The sequence below is a fragment of the Microbacterium galbinum genome (genome assembly GCF_023101185.1).
GTDB classification, from domain to species: domain Bacteria; phylum Actinomycetota; class Actinomycetes; order Actinomycetales; family Microbacteriaceae; genus Microbacterium; species Microbacterium galbinum.
Window position 1 is genome coordinate 840,378 of the sequence record NZ_CP078077.1, and the last position, 26,172, is coordinate 866,549.

The 26,172-nt window shown below is 70.0% G+C and carries 22 protein-coding genes; 9 read left to right on the forward strand and 13 right to left on the reverse strand.

From position 1 onward, the window contains the following. Positions 1–44 precede the first annotated feature (44 nt). The 4 genes from mmsB to KV396_RS04220 form a co-directional block, all read right to left on the reverse strand. Entirely contained in the window at positions 45–938 is an 894-nt protein-coding gene (gene mmsB / locus KV396_RS04205; RefSeq protein ID WP_247956935.1) for a 3-hydroxyisobutyrate dehydrogenase, read from the reverse strand. After that, positions 935–2,161: an acyl-CoA dehydrogenase family protein gene (locus KV396_RS04210; RefSeq protein WP_247956936.1), complete on the reverse strand. Its 1,227-nt coding sequence runs from the start codon at positions 2,159–2,161 to the stop codon at positions 935–937. The genes mmsB and KV396_RS04210 overlap by 4 nt, the downstream gene beginning before the upstream one ends. Before the next feature lie 62 nt (positions 2,162–2,223). Continuing rightward, positions 2,224–3,726, reverse strand: coding sequence for a CoA-acylating methylmalonate-semialdehyde dehydrogenase (locus KV396_RS04215; RefSeq protein WP_247956937.1), 1,503 nt, complete (start codon positions 3,724–3,726; stop codon positions 2,224–2,226). 455 nt (positions 3,727–4,181) lie between these two features. Next, a complete protein-coding gene (locus KV396_RS04220; protein ID WP_247956938.1) occupies positions 4,182–5,117 on the reverse strand; it encodes an NADP-dependent oxidoreductase in 936 nt (311 codons plus the stop codon). Between the two features lie 112 nt (positions 5,118–5,229). Here KV396_RS04220 and KV396_RS04225 point away from each other — a divergent pair, with 112 nt between their 5' ends. Next, complete coding sequence (locus tag KV396_RS04225; protein WP_247956939.1) at positions 5,230–5,733, forward strand: MarR family winged helix-turn-helix transcriptional regulator; 504 nt, start codon at positions 5,230–5,232, stop codon at positions 5,731–5,733. 2 nt (positions 5,734–5,735) lie between these two features. Here the strand turns inward: KV396_RS04225 and KV396_RS04230 are convergent, their stop codons facing one another. Beyond that, positions 5,736–6,920, reverse strand: coding sequence for a thiolase family protein (locus tag KV396_RS04230; RefSeq protein ID WP_247956940.1), 1,185 nt, complete (start codon positions 6,918–6,920; stop codon positions 5,736–5,738). Positions 6,921–7,064: 144 nt separating this feature from the next. On the opposite strand from KV396_RS04230, the gene KV396_RS04235 reads away from it, so the two are divergent. The 3 genes from KV396_RS04235 to KV396_RS04245 all read left to right on the forward strand — a co-directional run bounded on the left by KV396_RS04235 (position 7,065) and on the right by KV396_RS04245 (position 9,071). Continuing rightward, positions 7,065–7,649 carry an antibiotic biosynthesis monooxygenase gene (locus KV396_RS04235; protein ID WP_247956941.1) on the forward strand — a complete coding sequence of 195 codons (585 nt, stop codon included), beginning with the start codon at positions 7,065–7,067 and terminating at the stop codon, positions 7,647–7,649. A gap of 46 nt (positions 7,650–7,695) precedes the next feature. Next, positions 7,696–8,541, forward strand: coding sequence for an NAD-dependent epimerase/dehydratase family protein (locus KV396_RS04240; RefSeq protein ID WP_247633803.1), 846 nt, complete (start codon positions 7,696–7,698; stop codon positions 8,539–8,541). Positions 8,542–8,627: 86 nt separating this feature from the next. Continuing rightward, positions 8,628–9,071 (forward strand): hypothetical protein, encoded by a 444-nt coding sequence (locus tag KV396_RS04245; protein WP_247624488.1) that lies wholly within the window; start codon positions 8,628–8,630, stop codon positions 9,069–9,071. 107 nt (positions 9,072–9,178) lie between these two features. Here the strand turns inward: KV396_RS04245 and KV396_RS04250 are convergent, their stop codons facing one another. Next, the gene (locus KV396_RS04250) at positions 9,179–10,438 is read right to left on the reverse strand and encodes a D-arabinono-1,4-lactone oxidase (protein WP_247956942.1); all 1,260 of its coding nucleotides are present in this window, start codon (positions 10,436–10,438) and stop codon (positions 9,179–9,181) included. A gap of 78 nt (positions 10,439–10,516) precedes the next feature. Between KV396_RS04250 and KV396_RS04255 the strand changes: the two genes are divergently transcribed. The 5 genes from KV396_RS04255 (at position 10,517) to arfA (ending at position 16,443) form a co-directional block, all read left to right on the forward strand. After that, positions 10,517–11,563, forward strand: a complete 1,047-nt coding sequence (locus KV396_RS04255) for a LacI family DNA-binding transcriptional regulator (protein ID WP_247956943.1) — start codon at positions 10,517–10,519, stop codon at positions 11,561–11,563. A 91-nt stretch (positions 11,564–11,654) separates the two neighbouring features. After that, positions 11,655–12,992 (forward strand): extracellular solute-binding protein, encoded by a 1,338-nt coding sequence (locus KV396_RS04260; protein ID WP_247956944.1) that lies wholly within the window; start codon positions 11,655–11,657, stop codon positions 12,990–12,992. Next, positions 12,989–13,927 (forward strand): carbohydrate ABC transporter permease, encoded by a 939-nt coding sequence (locus KV396_RS04265; protein WP_247624484.1) that lies wholly within the window; start codon positions 12,989–12,991, stop codon positions 13,925–13,927. The genes KV396_RS04260 and KV396_RS04265 overlap by 4 nt, the downstream gene beginning before the upstream one ends. Next, positions 13,927–14,862 carry a carbohydrate ABC transporter permease gene (locus KV396_RS04270; RefSeq protein ID WP_247956945.1) on the forward strand — a complete coding sequence of 312 codons (936 nt, stop codon included), beginning with the start codon at positions 13,927–13,929 and terminating at the stop codon, positions 14,860–14,862. The genes KV396_RS04265 and KV396_RS04270 overlap by 1 nt, the downstream gene beginning before the upstream one ends. A gap of 45 nt (positions 14,863–14,907) precedes the next feature. After that, positions 14,908–16,443, forward strand: a complete 1,536-nt coding sequence (gene arfA, locus KV396_RS04275) for an arabinosylfuranosidase ArfA (RefSeq protein ID WP_247956946.1) — start codon at positions 14,908–14,910, stop codon at positions 16,441–16,443. 101 nt (positions 16,444–16,544) lie between these two features. Here the strand turns inward: arfA and KV396_RS04280 are convergent, their stop codons facing one another. The 7 genes from KV396_RS04280 to KV396_RS04310 all read right to left on the reverse strand — a co-directional run bounded on the left by KV396_RS04280 (position 16,545) and on the right by KV396_RS04310 (position 26,107). Next, on the reverse strand, positions 16,545–17,552 hold the full coding sequence (locus KV396_RS04280) for a hypothetical protein (RefSeq protein ID WP_247956947.1): 1,008 nt from the start codon (positions 17,550–17,552) through the stop codon (positions 16,545–16,547). Continuing rightward, positions 17,549–18,733 carry a hypothetical protein gene (locus KV396_RS04285; RefSeq protein WP_247956948.1) on the reverse strand — a complete coding sequence of 395 codons (1,185 nt, stop codon included), beginning with the start codon at positions 18,731–18,733 and terminating at the stop codon, positions 17,549–17,551. Before KV396_RS04285 ends, KV396_RS04280 begins: the two co-directional genes overlap by 4 nt. A 251-nt stretch (positions 18,734–18,984) precedes the next feature. Continuing rightward, on the reverse strand, positions 18,985–22,899 hold the full coding sequence (gene eccCa, locus KV396_RS04290) for a type VII secretion protein EccCa (protein WP_247956949.1): 3,915 nt from the start codon (positions 22,897–22,899) through the stop codon (positions 18,985–18,987). After that, entirely contained in the window at positions 22,896–23,681 is a 786-nt protein-coding gene (locus KV396_RS04295) for a P-loop NTPase family protein (RefSeq protein ID WP_247956950.1), read from the reverse strand. The genes eccCa and KV396_RS04295 overlap by 4 nt, the downstream gene beginning before the upstream one ends. After that, positions 23,681–25,024 carry a ubiquitin family protein gene (locus KV396_RS04300; RefSeq protein WP_247956951.1) on the reverse strand — a complete coding sequence of 448 codons (1,344 nt, stop codon included), beginning with the start codon at positions 25,022–25,024 and terminating at the stop codon, positions 23,681–23,683. The genes KV396_RS04295 and KV396_RS04300 overlap by 1 nt, the downstream gene beginning before the upstream one ends. Next, the gene (locus tag KV396_RS04305; RefSeq protein WP_247956952.1) at positions 25,021–25,287 is read right to left on the reverse strand and encodes a hypothetical protein; all 267 of its coding nucleotides are present in this window, start codon (positions 25,285–25,287) and stop codon (positions 25,021–25,023) included. The genes KV396_RS04300 and KV396_RS04305 overlap by 4 nt, the downstream gene beginning before the upstream one ends. After that, a complete protein-coding gene (locus KV396_RS04310; RefSeq protein ID WP_247956953.1) occupies positions 25,280–26,107 on the reverse strand; it encodes an FHA domain-containing protein in 828 nt (275 codons plus the stop codon). The genes KV396_RS04305 and KV396_RS04310 overlap by 8 nt, the downstream gene beginning before the upstream one ends. Positions 26,108–26,172 lie beyond the last annotated feature (65 nt).

The window sequence follows — 26,172 nt, forward strand, 5'->3', positions numbered from 1 at the left end:
GGTCTTCAGTATCGCGCCCGCGTCCTTCGTCTCGCTCCACTCGCTCAGGAACGGGGTGCGGAGTCGCGGATGTCGGTGATGATGCCGGAGAAGTCGCGGCCGGCGCCGTCGCCCGCGGCGTAGGCGGCGTAGAGCTGCTGGGCGAGCCGACCCATGCGGGCATCCGTCGAGGTCTGCTCGATCGCCTGCAGGGCGAGCCCGAGATCCTTGGCCATCAGCGCACCGGCGAAGCCCGGCTGATAGTCGCGGTTCGCGGGACTCGTCGGCACCGGACCCGGCACGGGGCAGTTGGTGGTGATCGACCAGCACTGACCGGAGGCCTGCGACACCACGTCGAACAGCGCCTGATGTTCGAGCCCCAGCCGCTCCCCCAGCACGAACGCCTCGGCGACGGCGATCTGCGACACGGCGAGCACCATGTTGTTGCACACCTTCGCCGCCTGGCCGAGCCCGGAACCGCCGCAGTGCACGATCCTCTTACCCATCGCCTCCAGCAGCGGAAGGGCAGCGGCGAAGTCCTCGTCGCTGCCGCCCACCATGAACGCGAGCGTGCCGTTCTCGGCTCCCACGACCCCGCCCGAGACGGGAGCGTCGATGTTGCGGTGCCCTGCGGCGAGCGCGAGCGCGTGCGCCGCGCGCGCCTCGTCGACCGCGATCGTCGACGATTCGATGAACAGCGTGCCGGGTCGGGCCGCCGCGAGCAGCCCGCCGCGGTACGCGTCGAGCACGTGCCTTCCGGCGGGGAACATCGTGATGACGACATCCGCGTCGGCTGCGGCATCCGCCCCGCTGGCCGCGATCGGGATGCCGGCGGCCCGCGCCGCATCCACTGCCGCCGGCACCGGGTCGAACCCCTGCACCTCGTGCCCGGCCTTCACGAGATTGGTGGCCATCGGCAGCCCCATGTGGCCCAGGCCGAGGAAGGCGATGCGGCTCATGACGCGCTCCGCATCGAAGCCGAGCCGGCGGGCCGCAGCATCTCGCGCCCGACGATGAGCCGCATGATCTCGTTCGTGCCCTCGAGGATCTGGTGCACCCGCAGGTCGCGCACGACCTTCTCGATGCCGTAGTCCTGCAGGTACCCGTAGCCGCCGTGCAGTTGGAGCGCGCGGTTGGCGATGTCGAACCCGGCATCCGTCGCGAAGCGCTTGGCCATCGCGCAGCGCATCGTCGCATCCGGCGCCTTCGCGTCGACCGCCGCCGCGCCGTCGCGAACCATGAGGCGCGCGGCCTGCAGTTCGGTGCGCATGTCGGCGATCTGGAACAGGATCGACTGCTTCTCGGCGAGCGGCTCGCCGAACGCGACCCGCTCGTGCACGTATTGCACGGCCCGGTCGAGCGCCCACTGCGCCCCACCCAGCGAGCAGGCCGCGATGTTGAGGCGGCCGCCGTTGAGGGCCGACATCGCGATCGCGAAACCGCGCCCCTCCTCGCCGAGCAGAGCGGATGCCGGCACCCGCACTCCGTCGAAGATCACCTGGCGCGTGGGCTGCGCGTGCCACCCCATCTTCTTCTCGAGGGCGCCGAAGCCGAGCCCCTCGGCATCGCCGGGGACGAGGATGGCGCTGATGCCTTCGTGTCGGGGGCCGCGGGCGGCCCCTTGGGTCCCTGAGCCCGTCGAAGGGCCGCCGGTGCGCGCCATCACGACGTACACCGCGGCCTCGCCCGCGCCGGAGATGAACTGCTTCACGCCGGTGAGCACGTAGTCGTCGCCATCGCGCACCGCGCTCGTGGCGATGTTCGCGGCATCCGATCCGGCGCCCGGCTCGGTGAGGCAGTAGCCGCCGAACTCCGCCATGGCGGTGAGATCGGGCATCCACCGGGCGATCTGCTCGTCGCTGCCGTAGGTGTCGATCATCCACGCCACCATGTTGTGGATCGAGATGTACGCCGCGACCGCGGGGTCGCCCTGCGCGAGCTCCTCGAAGATCGCGACGGTGTCGGTGCGACTGAGCCCCGTGCCGCCGGATTCCTCGCGCACGTAGATGCCGCCGAGGCCCAGCTCGCCGCCGCGGCCCAGCGACTCGCGGGGGAAGATGTGCTGCTCGTCGCGCTCGAGCGCGTGCGGGGCGAGCTCGATCTCGGTGAACTCGCGCACGGCCTCGAGGATCGCGTCGCGCTCGTCGGCGGTGAGGGGAGTGGTCACGTCGGTCATGGTCATCATCGACTCCTTGATCCTGGGTTCCTGCCCTTCGACAGGCTCAGGAACCGCAAAAGATGTGGTTAGTGCATCGTGGGGATGACGAAGCTGGCACCGTCGCGGATGCCCGCCGCGGGCCAGCGGCTCGTCACCGTCTTGGTCTTCGTGTAGAAGCGGAAGGCGTCGGCGCCGTGCTGGTTGAGGTCGCCGAACCCGCTGCGCTTCCAGCCGCCGAACGTGTAATAGGCGATGGGCACGGGGATCGGCACGTTCACCCCGACCATGCCCACCTCGACCCGGGCCGCGAAGTCGCGGGCGGCGTCGCCGTCGCGCGTGAAGATCGCGACGCCGTTGCCGTACTCGTGCTCCGAGGCCATGCGCAGCGCCTCCTCGTAGTCGGCGGCGCGGGCGATCACGAGCACCGGGCCGAAGATCTCCTCGCGGTAGATCGCCATGTCGGTCGTGACGTGGTCGAACAGGGTCGGTCCGAGGTAGAAACCCTCCTCGTGGCCGGCGACCGTGAAACCGCGGCCGTCGGCGAGCAGCGTCGCGCCCTCGTCGACGCCCTGCTGGATGTACCCTTCGACCCGTTCCACCGCAGCGCGGGTGACCAGGGGTCCGTAGTCGACGTCGGCCGCGAGCGACGGCCCGACCCGCAACTGCCCGACGCGTTCGAGGAGCTTGGCGGCGAGAGCATCCGCCGTCTGCTGCCCGACCGGTACCGCCACCGAGATCGCCATGCACCGCTCACCGGCCGATCCGTACCCCGAGCCGATCAGCGCGTCGACCGCCTGATCGAGGTCGGCGTCGGGCATCACGATCATGTGGTTCTTCGCGCCGCCGAAGCACTGCGCGCGCTTGCCGTGCGCCGCTGCGGTGGCGTAGATGTACTCGGCGATCGGCGTGGAGCCGACGAATCCGACGGCGCGGATGCGGTCGTCGGTGAGCAGCGTGTCGACGGCCTCTTTGTCGCCGTGCACCACATTGAGCACGCCGGCGGGAAGCCCCGCTTCGAGGAACAGCTCGGCGAGGCGCACCGGCACCGAGGGGTCGCGCTCGCTGGGCTTGAGCACGACGGCATTGCCCGCGGCGAGCGCCGGGCCCGCCTTCCAGAGCGGGATCATCGCGGGGAAGTTGAACGGGGTGATCGCGGCGACCACACCGAGGGGCTGACGCATCGAATAGACGTCGATGCCCGCGCCGGCACCGGTCGAGTACTCGCCCTTGAGCAGGTGCGGGGCGCCGGCCGAGAACTCGATGACCTCGAGCCCGCGCTGGATGTCGCCCTTCGCGTCGTCGACGGTTTTGCCGTGCTCGCTCGCGAGCAGCTCGGCGAGCGACTGCATCTCGCGCTGCACCAGATCGAGGAAGCGCAGCAGCACACGGGCGCGCTTCTGCGGGTTGGTGGCGGCCCACTCCTGTTGGGCGGCCTCGGCAGTCGCGATCACCGCGCGCACCTCGTCGGCCGAGGCGAGCGGCACGCGGGCCTGCACGGCGCCGGTGCTGGGATCGAACACGTCGGCGAAGCGCCCGTCAGCCGGCGTGAGGTGCGATCCGCCCACGAAATGCGGGATGGTACGAGTCATTGTGCGACGTCCCTTCGTGCCGTCGTTGGCACATCGCGAGTTTACTTCGATCCCCGCGTATTTACTAGGGCGTCCACGCATCTCGCGACCACCCCTCCCGAAAAGCGCACCGATCGGTCACGAATGCCGGGTATCGAGCGTCAGAATCGACATTTCGCACCGGTCGGAGCAGCATCCGGATGTTGAGGCGGCGTTCACCGGCCGGTCACTTCGGCGAACTACAACTACAGATGCGCGGACGACTCAGACCGGATCGGGAAGTCACAGGATTCCGCGCCACGGGCGCCAAGCGCCCGCAGACCCCCGCCGAATCGGGTCGGCGGGGGTCTTCTCCGTCTTCCGGACGCGTCCGCCGCGGCATCCGCCGTCCATAACTCCGGACGAACGGCGCCGATCGGCCGCTTCGGGCCCGGTTCGCGGCCGATTCGGCGCATCCGTCCTGAGTTATGCCCCCCTCACGCACTCGGGACGACGACGACCTTGCCGCGCAGCGTGCCGGCCGCCGCGGCCGCGTGCACCGACGCGACCTCCTCGAGACCCACGCGACGCGACGCCACCACCCGCAGCGACCCGTCGTCGACCAGGGTGACGAGATGCGCGAGCTGACCGGGGTCACTGCGCACATACACGGTCTCGCCGCGCACGCCTCGGCCCTCCTCGCCGGGCGTCGGCATCCACGCGGTCGAGCTGACCACGAAGCCGCCGTCACCCACCAGTGAGACGAGCGCCGCGAACTCCTCGGGTTCGATCGGCGCGAGATTCAGCAGCACGTCGACCGGAGCCCCCACCCCGTCGCGCACCGAACCCGCCGTGTGATCGACGACCTCGTCGGCGCCGGCAGCCTCGACCGCGGCACGGCTGCGCGGGCTCGCCGTCGCGATCACGAACGCCCCCGCGTGCTTCGCCAGCTGCACGGCGTACTCACCGACCGTTCCGCCGGCGCCCACGATCAGGATGCGCTGCCCCTTCTGCAGCCCCGCGACATCGAACAGCGCCTGCCACGCCGTCAGTGCGACCGACGGGAGCGCCGCGGCATCCGCCAGATCTCCCACCGCGGGTGCGGCGACCAGCAGATCCGCGGGCGCGACGACGTACTCGGCATCCGCGCCGTCGTCGGTCATCGAGAGGAACCCGATGACGCTGTCGCCGATCGCCAGACCGTCGACGCCGACCCCGAGCGTGTCGATCGTGCCGGCGACGTCGTAACCGGGGGTGTGCGGAAGCGCGACGGGGAACGGGAGCGTTCCCCCGCGGATGCCACCGTCGGCGGGGTTGAAACCGGCGCCCGCGACGCGGATACGCACCTGACCCTCGCCCGGCTCGGGGACCTCGACCTCGTCGACGCGCAGGACCTCCGGGCCGCCGAGCTGGTGGAAACGTGCTGCCTTCATGATGACTTCCTTCTCGATTCAGATGCTTCGAAGTTGAAGCACTTATCGAACCGTAGCACTGCTTCGATATCGAAGCAACTAATTCGAGATCGAAACACCTACACTGGAGAACATGGCCGCCGACACCCCTCCCCTCGACCCCGCCGAACTCGGTGCGTACTTCGCGCTGATCGAGGTGAGCAGCCTGCTGCGGCACGCCGTCGAACAGCAGCTGAAAGAGACCGGAGACCTCAGCTACGTGCAGTTCCAGCTGCTCGCGACCCTCGGGGATTCACCGAACGGCAGCGCCCGCATGACCGCGCTGGCCGATGGCGTCGTGCTCAGCCGCAGCGGCCTCACCCACCAGGCCGGCCTGCTCGAGAGGAGGGGCCTGGTGACGCGCGCCCCGTCGCCCGACGATGAGCGCGGCGTGACGCTCACGATCACCGACGCCGGGCGAGCCGTGCTCTCCGCAGTCTTCCCCGGGCACATCGGCGAGCTGCGAAGGCTGTTCCTCGCGCCGCTCGACGCCGACGACGTCCGCTCGCTCACCGCACCGCTCGAGAAGGTGCGCGAGCACATGCGCCGGATCCCCCCGCGCTCGGCCGCGCCCCGCCGCCGCAGGACGGCCGAGTAGCCCTACAGCCTCTCGACGATCATCGCGTTGGCCATGCCGCCGCCCTCGCACATCGTCTGCAGCCCGTAGCGGCCACCCACCGCGTCGAGGTGATCCACGAGTGTTCCGAGCAGGCGCGTGCCCGACGAGCCGAGCGCATGTCCGAGCGCGATCGCGCCGCCGCGCGGGTTGAGCCTGGCCGGGTCGGCGCCGAGTTCGGCCGCCCAGGCCAGCGGCACCGACGCGAACGCCTCGTTCACCTCGTACGCATCGAGGTCGTCGATCGTGAGGCCGCTGCGGTCGAGGATCCGCCGGGTCGCCGGGATCGGCCCCGTCAGCATCATCAGCGGGTCGTCGCCGACGACGGCGAACGAGCGGATGCCGGCGCGCGGAACCAACCCGAGCGATTCGGCTCTCTCGGCGCTCATCAGCAGCGCGGCCGAGGCGCCGTCGGTGAGCGGCGAGGAGTTGCCCGGGGTGATCCGCCAGTCGAGGTCGGGGAAGCGCGCGGCGAGTTGATCCGTGCGGAAGGCGGGGTTCAGACCCGCGAGCCCCTCCGCCGTGGTTCCCGCTCGCACGGTCTCGTCGCTCACGGCATCCGGCGCTTCGACGACCCCGACGACCGTGCGATCGAAGAAGCCCTCGGCCCAGGCATCCGCCGCCCGCCGGTGCGACTCGGCGGCGTAGGCGTCGAGCGCGTCACGGTCGAGCCCCCAGCGCTGCGCGATCAGCTCGGCCGAGACGCCCTGGTTCACCAGCCCCTCGGGATACCGGGCGCGCACGCGCGGTGACATCGGGGAGCCGCCGGCCGCCGACGATCCGAGGGGCACCCGGCTCATCGACTCGACCCCGCCCGCGATCACGATGTCGTAGGCGCCGGCCATGATCCCCTGCGCCGCGATGTGCACCGCCTGTTGACTCGACCCGCACTGCCGGTCGATCGTCGCCCCCGGCACGCTCTCGTCGAAGCCCGCGGCCAGCACCGCCTGCCGCGCGATGTTCGTCGACTGGTCCCCCACCTGACTCACGCAGCCGAGCAACACGTCGTCGATCTGACGCGAGTCGAGGCCGTTGCGCTCGAGCAGCGCCTGCAGCACTCCGGCGGCGAGATCGACCGGATGCACCCCCGAGAGCGCACCCCCGGGCTTGCCGCGCCCGACCGGGGTGCGGACGACATCGACCAGAACGGCTTCGCTGCGCGTGCTCATTCCCCCATTCTGCGCCGATCGCTGCGCCCGCGCCGTAATCCGGCCGTCACACGCCGCGAATAGAATCGACGACGCGCCATCACCCCGGCGCACCCCGCACGCAGGCCCGCGACCCGGGCCGCCCGCTCTCTCGAGGACCCCACCATGTCCAGTGATCCCATCACCGTGTCCATCCGCCGTGAAGTCGACCCCGCCCGCATCGCCGAGGCGACCGCGTGGGTGCAGACCGGCGTCAACCTCGCCAACAAGTACCCGGGATTCCTCGGGTCGGGCTGGGTGCGGTCGGGGGATGAGACCAACGTCTGGCACATGCTGTACCGGTTCGCCGACGAGCAGACGCTCACCGCGTGGGAGGACTCCGGCGAGCGCGGTTGGTGGTTGTCGATGGGCGAGGGCTTCGTGCGCAGCGAGCGCTCCCGCCGCCGCACCGGGATCGAGGGATGGTTCGACGAACCGACCACCGGCACGATCACGGTGCAGACGACGGATGGCCGGGCCGAGGTCGCGGTCGTGAACGCCCCGCCGCGGTGGAAGCAGGCGGTGTCGATCTGGCTCGGGTTCTTCCCGGTGAACCTCGCCTTCACGTACGCGATGTCACCCGTGCCGGGATGGGATGCGCTGCCGATCTGGCTGCGGGTGCTCGTGACCACCGCGGTGCTGACGCCGATCATGGCCTACTTCGTGCTGCCCTGGGTGACCCGGCGCCTGCGCCACTGGCTGGCGCGCTGAAGTCAAGGGACATCCCCGGGAGCGGATGCCGTGGCACTGTGGTGACATGCGCATCGCTCTCACCGGATCATCGGGCAAGCTCGGCCGCGTCGTCGCGAGGGAACTCCGGGCGAACGGGTACGAAGTCATCGGGATGGACGTCACGGGGGTCCGCGGTCCGGACTTCGTGCAGGTCGATCTGACGGACTACGGGCAGGTGGTCGACGCGTTCACCGCGGTCGGCGACCGGCACGACGGCATCGACGCGGTCGTGCATCTCGGGGCGATCCCCGCTCCCGGCATCCGCAGCGATGTCGCCACCTTCCACAACAACATGCCGGCCACGTTCAATGTGTTCTGGGCGGCGGTGCGCCTCGGCATCCGTCGCATCGTCTACGCGTCGAGCGAGACCGTGCTGGGGCTGCCGTTCGACGTGCCGCCGCCCTACATCCCGGTCGACGAGGACTACCCGCCCCGGCCCGAGTCGGTGTACTCGCTGGTGAAGACGCTCGAGGAGCAGCTGGCGACCGAGCTCGTGCGCTGGCACCCGGACGTGTCGATCACGGCACTGCGGTTCTCGAACGTCATGGACCCCGAGGACTACGCCGCCTTCCCCGCCTTCGACGCCGATGCGACGCTGCGCAAGTGGAACCTGTGGGGCTACATCGACGCCCGCGACGGCGCCCAGGCCGTGCAGCGCGCCCTCGAGGTCGCGGCCCCCGGGTTCGACAGGTTCATCATCGCGGCCGCCGACACGGTGATGTCGCGGCCGAACGCCGAGCTGATCGCCGAGGTCTTCCCCGGTGTGCCGGTCACCCGCGACGTCGGGCCGAACGAGACGCTGCTGTCGATCGACCGGGCGCGGCGGGTGCTGGGCTACGACCCGCAGCACTCCTGGCGCAACGAGGTCTGACGCGCCTGCGGCAGGCGCTCGACAGGCTCAGCAACCCAGCTCTGGTCTCAGCAACCCCGACGGCATCCACGCGCTACCGTCGAGGCATGAGCCGCCCGCCCCGCGCACTCCGGATCCCGCTCGCCGCCGTCGCGACGTTCGCCCTGCTGTCCGCCCTCGCCGGCATGATCGGCCTGACCGTCGGCGGCGGCATGGGCGTGCCGACGGAGTGGCTGGAGGGCACGGGCTTCGACTCGTACGTGTGGCCGGGGGTGATCCTGGGCGTCGTCGTCGGGGGCGTGCAGGTGCTCGCGCTGGTCGCGCAGTTCGGCCGGTTCGCGCTCGCGTGGGGTATGCACGCGGCGGCGGGCATCACGATGATGATCTGGATCTTCGTCGAGATCGCGATCCTGCTCGTGTGGTCTCCACTGCACGGCATCTTCTTCGCGACCGGTCTGATCCAGACGGTGCTGGCCGTCCTGGCGCTCGGGGCATGGCCGCGGCCGTTCTTCGCGCGGGATGCTCCGACGAGCTCAGCAACCCAGTTCTAGACACGTGGCGGGTGCTTCGACAAGCTCAGCAACCCAGTACTCGGCTCGCAACCCAGTTCCGAAACCTGGGTCCCTGAGCCTGTCGAAGGGCCCCACCCGCAGAACGCCTACAGCCCGAGCCGCTCCAAGAACCCGTTCACCAACCGCCGCTCCGGGTCGAAGCGCGCGGCGAGCGCGGCGAAGTCGTCGAAGCGCGGATACCGTTCGCGCACCTCGGCGGCGTCGAGCGTGAACACCTTGCCCCAGTGCGGGCGGGCGGTGGGCGGCAGCGCCGCTTCGAGCGTCGGCAGGAATGCGCGCACAGCCGCTTCGTCGGGCTTCCAGGTGAAGTGGATGCCGACGGCATCCGTGCCGTACGACGAACTCAGCCAGAGGTCGTCGGCCTTCACCGTGCGGATCTCGTTCACCAGCAGCAGCGGAGCGATCTGCCCGGCGAGTGAGCGCACGGCTTGGATCGCGGCGACGGCGTCGGCCCGGGGCACGAGGTACTCGCTCTGGATCTCGGCACCGGCCGAAGGGGTGAACTCGAGTTTGAAGTGCGCGAGCCGCTCGAACCACGGCCCGGGCGCGCCGAGCTGTTCGGTGCACGCGACGGGGTCGACGCCGAGGATCGGATGCCGCTTGCTCGCCGCGGCTTCGGCCCCCAGGCTCTCGAACAGGGACTCGCGGGCGGCCTCGCGCGCCTCGGGGAGGCGCTGCTTGACCCAGATCTGGTCGGCGACGTCGGTGTGCTGCCAGGTCGAGAAGATGCTGACGCTCGTGCCGATGCCGGTGACCGCTTCGAGGTCGGTGAGGATCGCGTCCCACGACGGGTGCTCGAAGACGTGCTGCGCGACGTCGTAGGTCGGCTCGACGTCGAGGGTGAGGTCGACGACCGCGCCGAGCGCACCGAGGCTCACGACCGCACCGTCGAAGTCGGCGTCACCGCGACGCAGCTCGCGCGTCTCGCCACCCGGGGTGACGATCGTGAGGGCGCGCACGGCACTCGCGAGAGAGCCGATCGCGTCACCCGAGCCGTGGGTTCCGGTGGCGACGGCTCCGGCGACGGAGATGTGCGGCAGCGAGGCGAGGTTGGCGAGTGCGAGCCCGTCGGCGGCGAGGAGCGGGGCGATGTCGCCGTAGCGCAGTCCTCCGACCACCCGCACGGCGTCGCGCTCCGGGCTCACCTCGAAGACCGCGGGCAGTCGGTCGAGGGCGATCAGCACGCCCTCGGTGTCGGCAATGTCGTTGAAGCAGTGGCGCGAGCCCAGCATCCGCACCGGTCCGCCCTGCGCGAGCAGCGCCCGCAGCTCGTCGATCGACGCCGGATGCTCGACCCGGGATGCCCGATAGGTGAGGTTGCCCGCCCAGTTGCGTTCGTTGCCCATCGCGCCAGCATAGCCAGGAGCACATCCTCTACAACGATGTACTGCGGCGGATGGCGACCCCGCCGGTAGGCTGACCGCATGACGACGACCCCGCCGCGCCGCGCGACGATGAAAGACGTCGCCGCTCTCGCCGGCGTCTCACCGAAGACGGTCTCGAACGTCGTCACCGGCACCGTCCCCGTGAACGATGACACGCGCTCCAAGGTCGAGGCGGCGATGGCGCAGCTCGACTTCGTGCCGAATCTCAGCGCCCGCGGGTTGCGCAAGGGGCACTCGGGGATCATCGCCGTCGCCCTCCCCGATCTCGCGACCGCGTTCTCGGCCGAGCTCGTGCACCGCATCGTCGAAGCCGCGCACGAGCGGGGGCTGGCCGTGCAGATCGAGGAAACGGCATCCGAGCCCGAGCGTGAGAAGGAGCTGGTCTCCCGCGCCCGCGCCCACCTCGTCGACGGCCTGATCCTCAACCCCATCCGTCTCGAGGACAGCGTGCTCAAGTACGCCGACCGCCTGCCGCCGCTCGTCGTGATCGGCGAGGTCGAGCAGAACCGCGCCGATCACGTGCGCATCGACAGCCGGCTCGCCGCCGCCGACGCCACGCGGCACGTTCTCGCGCGCGGCGCCCGGCGGATCGCGGTGGTCGGCGCCGACGACGACCCCTCGGTCGCGACGGCGACGAGTCGCCTGCGACTCGAGGGCGTGCACGACGCACTGCGGGAGGCCGGCATCCCCCGCGACCCCGCGCTCGAGGTCAATCGTCTGCCGTGGGAGATGGCGGGCGGGGCGGATGCCGTGCGCACGCTGTTCGAGCGCGGCGTCGCTTTCGATGCGATCGTCGCTTTCACCGACTCCCTCGCCCTCGGTGCCCTGCACGCCCTGCACGACCGCGGTGTGCGCGTGCCGGAAGACGTGATCGTCACGGGCTTCGACGACGTCGAGTTCTCGAAGTACACCTCCCCCTCACTGACGACCATCGCGTTCGACCGTCGGGCCTTCGCGGTCGCCGCCCTCGGCCTGCTCGAGACCCGCATGGACGACCGGGCCGCTCCCCCGCGGGCGCTGACGCTGTCGCATCATCTCCTCGAGAGGGACAGCACGAAGGCCGCACCGCTCGGCTACCGCCCTTAGGACCCTGCATTCGTTCGGATCGCACGCTTGCGCCCGCGATTACATCGATGTAATGATGAGGCGTCCACCATCCGGTCACGAAGGAGTGACGATGACGCCCCCGCTCGATCTGTCCCGCCGGCAGTTCCTCACCGCCGCCACGCTCACCGCCGGCGCAGCACTGCTCGCAGGCTGCTCCCCCCTTTCCCCCACCGGCTCTCGCACCGAGACCCTCCAGTTCTGGCACCTGCTCTCGGGAGGCGACGGCGTGACGATGTCGTCGCTGCTCGACGGTGTGAACTCGGCGCAGTCCGACTACCGCATCCGCCCCACCGTGCTCGCCTGGGGCACGCCGTACTACACGAAGCTCGCGATGGCGGGCGCCGGCGGACGCGCCCCCGACGTCGCGATCATGCACGCCACCCGCGTGAACGGCTGGGCCCCCGGCGGGCTCCTCGACGCCTGGGACGTCGACCGCCTCGCCGAGCTCGGCGTCGATCGCTCCACCTTCCCCGGCCCGATCTGGGAGAAGGGCTTCGTCGGCGACCGGCTCTTCAGCGTCGCCCTCGACGCCCACCCCTTCGTGCTCATGTTCAACACCGACATCTGCGACGCCGCGGGGGTGCTCGACTCCGACGGCACGCTGCGTGAGACCTCGTCGCCCGAGGAGTTCGTCGACCAGCTCCGCGAGGTCGGCGCCCAGGCGCCCGATCACGCGCTGTCGTTCGGCTACCTCGGCGACGGCGCGCAGATGTGGCGCCTGTTCTACGGCCTCTACGCCCAGCACGGCCTGCAGATCGAACTGCCCGTGGGCGGCAAGGCCGTGATCGACAAGGATGCCGCGGTCGAGGCGCTCCGCTTCATGCAGACGCTCCTCGACGGCGAGATCGCGGCCGCGCGCGCCGACTACGGCGGAGCCGTGGCCGAGTTCGCGACCGGCAAGAGCGGCATGCTCATGACCGGTGTCTGGGAGCTGCGCACGATGCAGGCCGCGAACCTGCCGTTCGATGCGACGACGATCCCGACCCTCTACGGCACGCCGGCGGTGTACGCCGACTCGCACTCCTTCGTGCTGCCGCACCAGGCGAACGCGAACGACGAGCGCCGCGACCTCGTGTACCGCTTCGTCGCCGACATGCTGAAGGACTCGTTCCAGTGGGCCGAGGCCGGGCACATCCCCGCCTACCTCCCCGTCACCTCGTCGCCCGCGTACGACGACCTCGTGCCCCAGGCGCACTACGCCTCGGCCGCCGACCACGTCGTCTACGACCCGACCGCGTGGTTCACGGGCTCCGGCTCGAGCTTCCAGGGCGAGTTCGGGGCCGCGGTGCAGAACGTGCTCCTCTCGGGCGCCGATCCGGCCGCCGCGATCGACCGCTTCGAAGCGCGCGTGAACACGCTGCTGCGCCAACCCAATCCGGCCGACCCCGAGGGGACGTGGAAGTCATGACCTCGACCGCCACCCGTACCCTCGTCACCGGCGGGGCATCCGACTTCCGTCTCCGCCGCGCCGGCTCCCGCAAGCGCGAGCAGCTCATCAGCTGGGCCTTCCTGGTTCCGTTCCTCATCGCGTTCGTGCTGTTCCTGGCATGGCCGATCCTGCACGGCATCTATCTGAGCTTCACCGACCAGTCGCTCACGGGCGCCGGCGGAGGGTTCGTCGGCTTCGCGAACTACGCCGAAGCCCTCGTCGATCCCGTCATGTGGCAGTCGATGTGGAACACGGTGTGGTTCACGCTGCTGTCGACCGTGCCGCTCGTCGCCGTGGCCCTGCTCATGGCCGCGCTCGTCGATCGCGGCCTGCCCGGGCAGTGGCTCTGGCGGCTGTCGTTCTTCATGCCGTACCTGCTCGCGTCCACCGTGATCTCGCAGATCTGGGTCTGGATCTTCAACCCGCAGATCGGCGCGGCCAACAACATCCTGAAGTTCTTCGGCCTCGAGCCGATCGCGTGGCTGCAGAACTCCGACACCAACATGCTGTCGATCGTGATCGCGACGGTGTGGTGGACGGTCGGGTTCAACTTCCTGCTCTACCTCGCGGCCATGCAGAACATCCCCCCGCAGCAGTACGAGGCGGCATCCCTCGACGGGGCCGGCGCCTGGCGCCAGTTCTGGTCGATCACGCTCCCGCAGCTCGGACCTGCGACCGTGCTGATCCTCATCCTGCAGATCCTCGCGTCGCTGAAGCTGTTCGACCAGGCGTACCAGATGCTCGGCGGGGTCGCGAGCGACACCACGCGCTCGATCGTGCAGTACATCTACGAGGCCGGCTTCGTGAACTACCGCTTCGGGTACTCCGCGGCGATCTCGTACGTCTTCTTCGCCCTCATCGTCATCATCGGCGTCGCGCAGGCCCTGGTCACGCGTCGCAAGAAGGAGCAGTGATGTCCTCCGCCACCCTCATCCCCACCGAGCCCGCCTCCGACGACCACACCCGCACGCTCACCGTTCCCCGCCACCGTCGCACCGCGCGCCCGAAGCTCCCCGGCCAGAAGCCGTTCTCGCCGCTGCGCATCGCCGCGTTCGTGGTGCTGGCGCTCCTCGCGATCGGATGGCTGCTGCCGTTCCTCTGGGCGGTCGCGACCGCCTTCAAGACCGAGACGGATGCCGCATCCGGCGATCCCGGATGGATCGGCGCGAGCGGCCCCACCTTCGAGGCGTTCACGGCGATCCTCTCGCAGGGAAACGTGTACGTCTGGGCACTCAACAGCCTGTGGACCTCGGTCGCCGTCACCCTCATCACGCTGACGATCTCGGCTCTGGCCGCCTACGCCTTCTCGCGGCTCGACTTCACCGGCCGCAAGTGGCTGTTCGTCGTGATCATCGCCTCGATCGTCGTGCCGCCGCAGGTGCTGATCATCCCGCTGTTCTACGAGATGCTCGCGTTCAACCTGATCGACACGCACTGGGGTCTGATCCTGCCGCAGGTCGTGGCCCCGGCGATGGTGTTCATCCTCAAGAAGTTCTTCGACGCGATCCCGATCGAGCTCGAGGACGCCGCCCGCGTCGACGGTGCCACCCGCCTGCGCATCTTCTGGTCGATCGTGCTGCCGCTGTCGCGGCCGATCCTGGCATCCGTGGCGATCTTCGTGTTCATCGGAGCGTGGAACAACTTCCTGTGGCCGTTCCTCGTCATCAACGACACCACGCTCATGACGCTGCCGGTCGGACTCCAGACCGTGATCAGCGCCTACGGCGTGCAGTACGCACAGGTCATGGCCCAGGCCGTGCTCGCCGCGCTCCCGCTCATCGTCGTGTTCCTCATCTTCCAGAAGCAGATCGTCAAGGGAGTCGCGACGAGCGGCTTCGGCGGTCAGTGATCCCGCACCCCCGCACCCCGGCATCCGCCGCAACCAAGGAGAGCAATGTCTCACGCCCGCATCACCATCGACCGCGACTTCACCATCGCCGACGTTCCCCGGAGGCTCTTCGGGTCCTTCGTCGAGCACATGGGGCGCTGCGTGTACACCGGCATCTACGAGCCGGGGCACCCGCAGGCCGATGAACGCGGATTCCGTCAGGACGTTCTGGCCCTGGTGAAGGAGATGGGGCCGACGGTGGTGCGGTACCCGGGCGGCAACTTCGTCTCGGGCTACCGCTGGGAAGACGGCGTCGGCCCGGTCGAGGACCGCCCGGTGCGCATCGACGGCGCCTGGCACACGATTGAGACCAACGCCTTCGGCCTGCACGAGTTCATGGACTGGGCGAAAGAGGCCGACGTCGAGGTGATGGAGGCGATCAACCTCGGCACCCGCGGCGTCGAGGAGGCCCGCGCACTCGTCGAGTACGCCAACCACCCAGGTGGCACGTACTGGTCGGACCTGCGGCGCAAGAACGGCGCCCAGCAGCCTTTCGACATCAAGCTGTGGTGCCTGGGCAACGAGCTCGACGGGCCGTGGCAGATCGGCGGCAAGACCGCTGCCGAGTACGGCCGTCTCGCGCAGGAGTCGGCCAAGGCCATGAAGCTGGTCGACTCGTCGATCGAGCTCGTGGCGGTCGGGTCGTCGAGCAGATCGATGCCGACGTTCGGGTCGTGGGAGCACACCGTGCTCACCCACGCCTACGACGAGGTCGACTTCGTCTCGATGCACGCGTACTACCAGGAGCACGACGGCGACACCGAGTCGTTCCTCGCCGAGTCGGTCGACATGGACGGCTTCATCGAGGGTGTCATCGCGACGGTCGACGCCGTGAAGGCCGCCGGCAAGCACACCAAGCAGGTCGACATCTCGTTCGACGAGTGGAACGTGTGGGATCAGCGCAAGTACAACGACGTCGAGGCGGGCGAGATCGCGAAGGCCGGCTGGCGCGAGCACCCGCGCCTCATCGAGGACACCTACTCGGTGACGGATGCCGTCGTCGTCGGCACCCTGCTCAACAGCCTGCTGCGGCACGGAGACCGCGTGCGCATCGCCAACCAGGCGCAGCTCGTGAACGTGATCGCGCCGATCCGATCGGAGGAGAACGGTCCGGCCTGGCGCCAGACCAGCTTCTGGCCGTTCGAGCGGATGGCGCGGCTGGCGAAGGGGCGCATCCTGCGCCTCGCCGTCTCGGCCTCGCAGATCGCGACGAAGCGCTACGGCGATGTCGACTCGGTCGATGCGGCCGCCACGTGGGACGAGGAGACCGGACGCCTGGTCGTGTTCGTGGCCAACCGCTCGCTCGACTCGGCGAACGACCTGACGATCGATCTGCACGGCCTCGGCGACCTGCGCGTGCGTCAGGCCGAGACGCTCACGATCCCCGAGGGCGGCGACCGACGGACCGCCAACCTCGAGACGGCCCCCGACACCGTGCACATGGTGCCGCTCGCCGCCGCCGAGATCGTCGACGGCACGGTGCGCGCGACCCTGCCGGCCCTGTCGTGGTCGGTCATCGAGCTCGAGGTGACGCGCGCCTGACCCCCTGGGTCCCTGAGCCTGTCGAAGGGCCCCAGACCACGAAAGGCCCGGCATCCATCTCGGATGCCGGGCCCTTTCGCATGCGAGAGCGGATGCCGCGACTACTCCCAGACGACCGTCGGCGCCTCCGCGGCGAAGTCGACCTTCGGGGTCTTCAATGCCGCCCCCATCGCCAGGTACTTGCTGCCGCTCGGCGACTCGAACGTCGTGCTCATCCCGACAGAAGACTCCCATCGGGCTACCGTGCCGTCGGTCACGACGGTGACGGCGGCGAGCTTCGATTCCGACTCCAACGGGAGTTCGCGAGTAACGGTGCCATCCACGGGCGTGGGCCCGTTCTCCCCCGAATCGATGACGTCGTCTCCGCAGGGCGTCGTCAGAGTCTTCATCGCCTCGCACTCCTGGAGCGAAGCCGCGACGAGAGACCGGTACGTGGCCGTCGCGGCATCCGTGAGCACGGGGCGGAGGCCTTCGTATCGGTCTGATTCGTGCCCGCTGGCGACCACGACCGGCTCCCCCCGTTCGATCGTGAAGTTCGTGTTCGCGACGGCGAACTCATACGTCCCCGGGAAGAGCGTCAACTCCCCCTCCACCGGGATGCCGTTCACGGTCAGACCCATCCCCGCGAACGCGTCCGTCGGAATGGTCTGCGTGCCGCTGAGGATGGCGAGGTCTCCGCTGAGCCCGATGCTCACCGCGATGTCCTGCGACACGGCCGTGTCACCGATCCGGAAGGCGACCGGCACCTCCACCTCGTCGTCGGCTATCTCCTCTGCCTCGCCCACGTCGATGTCGGTGATCGGCCCGCGTTCGAGAGACGCGGCGAGCATCTCATCGTTCAACGTCTCACCCTCGGCCAAGCCGAGAGCAACGTAATCGAGCGCGGCATCCGCGTCTCCGTCGGCGAGGGCGTGCAGGTAGCGCTCGACGAAGTCCGAGGGCGATGCGGCTTCGTCGGTTTCCTCCGAAGCCCCCGGCCCGCCGCCGCTGAGGGCCGGAATCATGAACGCGACGACGACCACGACCAGGGCGACGACCACCGCGACGATCGTCGCCGTGGTCGTCCACCCGCGCCTCCGGGGCTGGGAGTCGAACGGATCAGGCGTCACTCCCAGACGACCTTCGGGGTCTCCACGGCGAAGTCGACCTTCGGGGTGAGGAGGCCCGAGTAGTAGGTCGTGTACGTACCCCGCTGACCCTCCGCGTTCTGCGCCTCGACGGAGATGTCGATGCCGAAGCTCTCATACGTCGAGACCACGGCACGGTCACTCACCTCGCCGACGAGTCCGGCGAGGGCCGCTTCGCCCTCGGCGTTCATCACGCGAGTCACCGTTCCGTCGACGACGGCGTATCCGTCCTTCTCCATGCCGGTCACGTCCATGCCGCACGGGGTGTTCAGCGTCTTCATCGCCAGGCACTCGCGCAGCGAGGTCGTGACGAGCTCGCGGTAGGTCGCGATCCCTGAGTCACTCAGCGCGGGCCGGAGCATCGAGACCGCCTCCTCGCTCTTCTCGTCGGCGACGACGAGAATCGACTCTCCCTCAACGGTGAACTCCTCGAGGGACGTGCCGAATTCGTAGGTACCGGGGAAGACCAGGGCGTCGTCCGGCACCTCCACGCCGTTGACGGTCAGCCCGACGTCGTCGAAGCCGTAGGTCGAGACCCGCGCGGCGCCGTCGAGCATCGTGATGTCACCGTCGTACGAACTCTGGTACATCTGGAATTCGCGCGACACCTCCTTGCCGCCGATGGTGAACGTGGCCGTCACGGTCACGTCGCTGTAGTCGCCCTCCTCGGCTTCGCCGACCTTGATGTCGTCGATGGGTCCGAGCTTCAGCGATGCCTCCAACACCTCATCGGTGAGCAGCGCGGCGCTGTACGACGAGGTGTCGATGTACTTCACCGCCTCCTCGGCATCCCCCTCGGAGACGGCCGTGAGGTAGGCCTCGACCCATTCCTCCGGAGTGGCCGCCGCCGGTGCGGCCTCGTCCTTGTCGCCGCCCGCGCTCGAGCCGCCGCCGCCTCCGCCGCCGAGCAGCGGCACGATGACGGCCGCCGCGAGGACCAGCAGAACGACGATGCCTCCGGCGATGATGCCGATGATCGCGCCGGTGGACAGCTTCTTGTTGGGGCCGAACTCCGCACCCGCGGGCGCAGGAACATGGCCCGGCGCATATACCTGACCGGGAGCAGGAACGGGACCCGGTCCGTATTCCTGGCCGGGAGCGACGGGGGCGGGCTGCGGCTCCCCCGCCGGCAGCTGGTGTCCGCCGGGAAGGTACGCCGCCACATCAGGAGCGGGCGGTGTCACAGGATTCGTCGGCGGGGTTCCCGGGTACCCCGGGGCAGCCACTGGCGGCGGTGTCCCCGGCGTCGCGTCGGGTGCCGCACCGACGGGCGCGGGATCGTTGGACTGAGGGGTCTCCGGTGTCTCGTGTTCACTCACAAGAACAGCATAATGTCCTCATTTGTGGCATATCGGTATGCCTTTTTCCACTCCCGTGAGAGGCGAGCGCCCGGCCCCCGCACCCACCGCCTGCGCTACTCGAACCGCGCGACCTGCACGAGGGTCGCCCCCGATCCCCGACGCACGAACCGCCCGCGCCCCGGCACCATCTGCTCGGCGTACACCTTCGCCAGCAGCGGGCCTTCGCCGCGATCGCCGCTCATCACCAGTGTCGATCCGCCGGTGTCGCGCAGCGCCTGGAGCGACGAGTCGAACATCGCCCGCGATGCCCCCAGCACCGGCCGGGTGAGGATGACGTTCAGGCCGAGGTCGCGCGCCGAGGCGAGGTACGGCAGCAGCGGCCGCAACGGCTCGGTGCCGCCCGCCGCCAGCACGTCGAAGTCGTCGATGACCACGAGGATCCTCGGCCCCGGCACCTTCGCCGCCTGCCGCTTCTCGAGTTCGATCGCGATCGACTCCGCGAGCTGGCGCGCCAACGGAGCGGTGGCGGCGTGCCCGCCGAGGTACGGCTCGGGCACCTCGTCTGCGAGATCGCCGCGCACATCCATCAGCGCGATCACCAGGTCGTCCGGCGTGTGGTCCGCGAGCGCGCCCCGGACGATGCCCCGCAGCACGGTCGTCTTCCCGCACCCGGTGTCTCCGAGCACCATCAGATGCGGATCGTTGCGCGCGAGGTCGAGCGAGAACGCCTTCATCGTGTCCTGCCGCAGCCCCAGGGGGATGATCGACGGATCGATCCCGGCATCCGCAAGCGTCTGCGGGTCGAGGTCCTCCGGAAGCAGCCGGATGGGCGCCGCCTCCGGCCCCGCCCACGACTCCGCGGACTGCCGCGCGAGCGCTTCCAGCATCTCGCCGACACCCACCGAGTCGTCGTCCTCGAGCACCGGGAGCGCCACCTGCGCGAACTCCGAGGCATCCGTCAGCGCACGCCCTGGTTCATCGCGCCGCAGCGACGACGAGAGCTTGCGCGAGACCTGCGAGTCGCTCGGGTCGTTGAGCCCCAGTTCGATCCGCGTGCCGATCACTCCCTGCTGCGGCGAGCGCAGATCGTTCCAGCGATTGAGCGTGACCACGACGTGGATGCCGAAGCTGCCGCCGCGATCGAGGAGACGCTGCAGCGCACCCTCGTACTCCTCGAAATCGGTACGCAGCGTCGCGTACCCGTCGACGAGCAGCACGACATCGGCCGAGGGCAGCTGCGGGAGTTCGCCGGCGGCATGCCGGCGACGCAGCTCATCGACCGAGTCGATCCCCTCCGCGCGGAACACCTGTTCGCGAACCCCGAGCATGGTCGTGAGTTCTTCGAGCACGCGACCCACGCGCTCCCGATGCCCGCGCGTCGCGACACCACCCACGTGCGGGAACCCCTCGATACGCGCGAGACCGCCGCCGGTGAGGTCGAGTCCGTACACGCTCACCTGGCGCGGTGTACGGGTCACGGCGATCGACGCCGCAACCGTACGCAGGAAGGTCGAGCGACCGGACTGCGGTGCGCCCATCACGCTGACATGCCCGCCGGAGCGGGTCAGATCGAGCCTCCACGGCTGCTGGCGCTGCTGCACCGGCTCATCGAGCAGACCGATCGGAATGCTCAGCCCCGCGGCATCCTCGATCGCACCGCTCGACGGCAGCAGCCCACCGAGCGTGACCCGCGTAGGAAGGGGCGGTAACCAGACCGGACGCGTGCGGACCGCGCCCTTCGCCAGCCGCTCGACGGCTACGTCGACCACTGTTCGCTCGGGCGGCATATTCTCCGTCGCGGAGATCTCCTGCACCGCCGCGGCCCCGTCGGCCTCGACCGCAGGGAGCGGCTGAACGACGTCGTACGCGGAGATCATCCTCATCCGTGGCACCTCGGTCGTCTCGACCGGCCGATCCCGGAGGTCGTCGACGGGTCCCGAGACGTAGCCCGCGCGCAGTCGGGTGTAGATCGAGGTGTCGACCTTGAGATAGGCGTAGCCGGGGATCGCCGGCAGATGGAACGCATCCTGCGTGTCGAGAACCATGGCGCTCTCGGCGGCCGAGAACGTGCGCAGCCCGATCCGGTACGACAGGTAGGTCTCGAGCCCGCGCAGCTTGCCCGCCTCGATCCGCTGGCTCGAGAGCAACAGGTGCACACCGATCGAGCGGCCGATGCGTCCGATCGTGAGCAGCAGATCGACGAACTCCGGCTCCGCGGTGAGGAGCTCGCCGAACTCGTCGATCACGAGGAACAGATGGGGCAACGGCGGCAACTCGGGACGAGTGCGTCGGAGCAGCCGGTACTGCGTGATCGATGCCGAGTTGTCGGCGGCCTTGAGGAGCTGCTGGCGCCGCACGACCTCCCCGTTGATGCTCGCGCGCGCCCGCTCGGTGAGCTGCGGATCGTCGGCGAGGTTGTCGATGATCCCGGCGACGTGGGGGAGACGTGCGAACGGTGCGAACGCCGCCCCTCCCTTGTAATCGACGAGGATCATGCTGAGATCATCCGGCCCGTGCGTGGCCGCGAGCCCGAGCACGAGGGTGCGCAGCAGCTCGCTCTTGCCCGACCCTGTCGCGCCGATGCAGATGCCGTGCGGCCCCATACCGAGCTGCGCGGATTCCTTGAGGTCGATGAGCACCGGAGCGCCCGCGTCGTCGACTCCGATCGGCACGCGGAGGAAGTCCGCGGAGGAGCGCGGCACCCATGCCCGACGCGGATCGATCTGCGCCACGTCGCCGAGGCCGAGGAGTTCGCCGAGGTCGGGCGCCACCGCATCGGTCGCCTCGGCCGCCGTCGCCCTGCTCATCCGCAGGGCGGCGAGCGGACGCGCGATCGTCTCGAGCAGCGCCTGCCCGACGGCGTCCGCCGCGCAGAGCACCGGGTCCCCCGGCTCGGCCGGGTTCTCGATCGCGCAGCCGACCGCATCGACCGCGACGCGGGCGACGACGTGCTCGGGCTCCTTGAGGCGATCGTCGACGAGGTGCACGATCGTGATGCCCAGGTCAGCGGCGTCGAGCACCGAGTCCCAGCGCGGCGGGGTCGTCGCGTACCCGTCGCCCTCATCGACGAAGAGCACGAGCCGCACCGGCCGGATGCGGCGTCCGGCTCGGCGTGCCGCCGTCGTGGCGGCCACACGATCCCTCAGTTCCGGCGCGATCAGAGCGAGCAGGTCGTCGAGCGTCGGCGCGATGCGGCGCGCCACGGGCTGATCGGCGGCAGGACGCGGCGCTCCTGCGTGCGGGAGCAGGTCGAATCCGCGCCAGTCGCCGAGGGCGGATACCGGGACCACGGCCGCGAGGTGCACCTCGTCGGGAGAGTGGAACGTCGCGATCTGCACCGCGATCGATCGCGCCACCTGCAACGCCCGCGTCCGGTCGCCGACGATCGCGTACTGCCCGCCCGTCGAGAGGTCGATCGTCGCCGGCATCCCCTGCACCACTCCCGCGGAGCGCACCAAGCGCTCGGCGGCCGCCTTCATGATCGGGTCGTACGGCTGCACCGGATTCGATTCCTCGGGCAGCACCACCGGGAGCACGGCGAGGTCGCCGGTGCCGATGCGCACCTGCAGGAAGTCGGGGTCGGAGGGGCGGCATTCCCAGCGACGCGCCGGGTCGTGCCCGAGCTCGACGAGCGCCGAGGGCGACGGATGCCGGGTGAGCGCCGCCCGCCGCACGTGCGCCACCCGATCGCGCTGCTCGGCGCGGACGTGCTCGAGGTGGTCGAGATAGCGTTCTCGCTGCATCCGACGCTGACGTGCCGCGTTTCCGCGCGTCGTGAAGGCCATGCCGATGCCGCCGACCAGAGCGACGACGAGGATCACCGCGCCGATCACGACGAACATCGGGTTACCCCGGAGGAGCACCATCATGGTGATCGACGAAAGGCTGCCGACGATCGGCAGCACCGACTGCAACGGGAAACCGGCGGCGTTGTCGTTGCTCGCCGGCGGCGCGGTGAGCACGATGCCCTCCGGGGCCTCCGCCGGGAGGACGGCCCGAGCAGGACGATGGACGATGGACTGCGTCATGCGCCGACCTCTCCGACGAGTGTGCCCGCGAGACGGAGCAGGGCCTGGCGCGCCCGGAAGGATCGCGCCGGCTCTCCCCCGGCCAACGCCGTATCGTGCGGCACGACGATCACCGGCTGCTCGGTCTGCGCCGCGATCACCGCGGGAACCCGTCGCGATTCCCTGCTCGCGTCGACGAGGGCGACGACCGCCCGCGGACTCCCCGGCAGGGCGTCGATCGCCTCGACCACGACCCTGGCCAGTTCCGCCCCCTCGCGCCGTGCGGGAGCGACGACGCAGACCGCATCGCAGAGCCCGGCGATCTCCGCGATCTCACGATCGGGATCACGCGGACCGAAGTCCGCGATCACGAGGTCGTGGAAGCGCATGACGGGGGAGACCTCACGCTCCCACGCGGCGACCGGACGGGCCGCGGCATCCGACGGTCGGGCCCCGAGCACACCCGACGTCATCTGCAGCAGCTGCCGAGCGTCGCCGCTCGTGCGCAGCACGCGTCGGTCCCGACGCGGTGACGTCTCGACGATCCCGAGCCGCCGGGCGAGGTCGCCCTCGGGCGAGAGGTCCGCGACGAGCGGTGGAGCAACGCGCCGTCGAGCGACGAGGCGTACGATCTCACCCGCGACCGTCGTCGCACCTGCTCCGGCGGAGAGCTGGACGAAGCCGATCCGACGGACCGTGCTCATCGGTCGGGTGATCGCGGCGTCCCACGCGGCGAACCGGGTGAGGAGCGCTGCACCGCTGCCGAACATCGCCACGGGGATCGCCCCGCGGTCGAACGGCATCACGCGCCCCCTCCGAACAGTGCGAGCAGATCGGCGTAGATCCCGAAGACCCCCACGGCCATCGGCACGATCGCGATCACGGCAGCGGTCTCCAGCGCGTCGCCGAAGGAGCGGAGCCGCGCTCGCTGATGCGCTTTCGGGCGGGTGAGCCCGGCGATGGCCGCTGTCACGCCGATCACCACGGCACCGGCGACGACGGTCCACCCGAGCGAACCGTTCACGATCAGGGTCGCCGCGGCGACGGCGCCGATGCCGATCCCGGCCGCCCAGAGAAGGAAACCCTGCGACCGGAGCGGGAACGCCCGCGATCGCAGCAGCACCACAAGCGCGAGCGACGCCGCGAGGAGCCTCGGCCAGACGGCATCCGTCATCCAGAGGACGATGCCGCAGAGGGCGAGCACCGCGGCCAGCACCGCCACGACCCAGTCGAGGGTGCGATACGCGTCGGACACGGCGCCCAACGCGGCGGGTCTCGGCAGATCGGCACTCTCGGCCGCCCGATGGTCGAGGCCCGTGAGGCCGGACGCCGAGAGGGCGAGCCACGGCACGAGTCCGAGGAGCACGGCGGCGACGACGCCGATCACCGCGGCGGCCTGATCGTGGCGCATCCCCATCACCAGTGCCGTCAGCAGCGGCACCGTCAGCACGATCCCCAGGGCACCGCCGACCATCGCGCCGCGCGAGCCCCGCGCGACCCCTCCCCCGATCAGGAGCACCGCCGACCAGACGAGCGCGACCCATAGAGCGGTGATCGGAAGGACGGATGCCGGGTGCGTCGCGGCCTGCGCAGCCGCCGCGTGCAGGGCGGCAGGCACGCCCGCCCCCACCGCGGCGGTCGCCATGACGGCCGCCGGCCGACGTCGACCGAACAGACCGAATCCCACGGCGAAGACGAGGAGCAGGCCGAGCAGACCGAAGCGCACGGCGCCGCCAGCGACGCCGTCGAACGGCACCGCGATCGACGCGGCAGCCGCGGACAGCGCGACGACGACCGCGCTGACGGCGGCCCTCGATGCGTCGCTCCAGCGGTCGTTGCGGTTCTCGAGCTCGTCGGCGAGCACGTCGACCACGTCGATGACCATCGGTGGCGGCGGCGCGGAGTCGAACGGGAGCAGGCGCAGCACCGAACCGTCGACGAGACTCTGCTCACGGGCGGAGCGCTCGAGGTCGAGCGAGTCCCCGATCGCGGTGACGAGCGCGAGGGGGCGTCCGCCGGCACCGGAGGGTTCCGCCAGAGCATCGATCAGCTGCGGCAGCAGACTGCCGAGCGAGTCATCGCTCGACACCGCGATCTCGGCGCGCCGAGACGAACCCCGAACGCTCAGGCGCGTGTAGTCGCTCACACCGTCTCCTCTTCGATGATGCTGATCGACGCGTTCTGCCGCGCCTTCTCGGCCGCCTGTGCCTGGAGCAGGTCGGTGACGAACGAGATGCCGACGCACACCGCGCAGGCGAGGGCCGCCACGATGAGGGAGGCGATGAATCGGCGGACGTTGTCGTTCACCGTTCGTCGATCCGGGATGCGCCCGTGCAGCAGTGCAGAACCGAGCCGGAAGCGCTGCGTGCGCGCCTCCTCGATGAGGGCGCGATCGCGGAGGTCAGGCATGGTGCACTCCTCGGGCGGCTTCGTCACCGTCGTCGGCCGCATCGGAGGCACCCCGGCGATCCCGACGGGAGCCGGCGATCGTGAGGCTGCGATCACCCAGCCAGAGCACGGCATCCGCGGGCATGCGCGTCGGCACGAACGGGTCGAGTGACGCGCGCTCCACGCCGACCTCCATCGCCGTCCCGTTGGCGGAGCCGAGGTCGGTGACCCACACGCTCTCGCCGTCCCATTCGAGCCGGGCGTGGGTCTTCGACAGTGTGCGCGAGAGGTCCGGCCAGGAGAATCGCTGCTCGCCCCGGGCATCCGTCGTCGGGTTCCTGCCGACCACCAGAGCGCGCGCGAACGGAAGTCGCTGACCCGAGTCCAGCAACACGACGGTGTTCGTCGCCCGCGCGGGCGGATGCTGCGCGGCGGCGCGCTCGGGGAACCGGTAGAGCGCCACGGCGGAGGAGATCGGATCGCGACCACGACGGATGTCGAGCACCCGGAGCCGACGACCGACGAGGTCGGCGACGAGGAGGCGTCCGGAGGGGCATCCGCTCGATCGCTCGACGATGCGGAGCCCGAACATCCGCGCGCCGAGCGAACGCCCGTCGTAGGCGAGGGCGATCACCTGACCGCCCGCGATCCCCAGCGTGAGCAGCACGAGCCCCGCACCCGCGAGAGGCTCCCGTGCCGCAGACGTCAGCACGGCGCAGATCAGCGGCACGAGCACGGTGAGGGTGTCCGATACCAGGGCGGGACACCACGCCCTGGTATCGGCTCGCACGCTGTAGACGAACGCGTCGACGCCGCCATCCGTCTTTCCAGCCGTGCTCATGACCCCCCTTTGTGGAGTGCGCCCCACGCGCACCCACGGTCGGCGAGTTTATACATACGAGGACA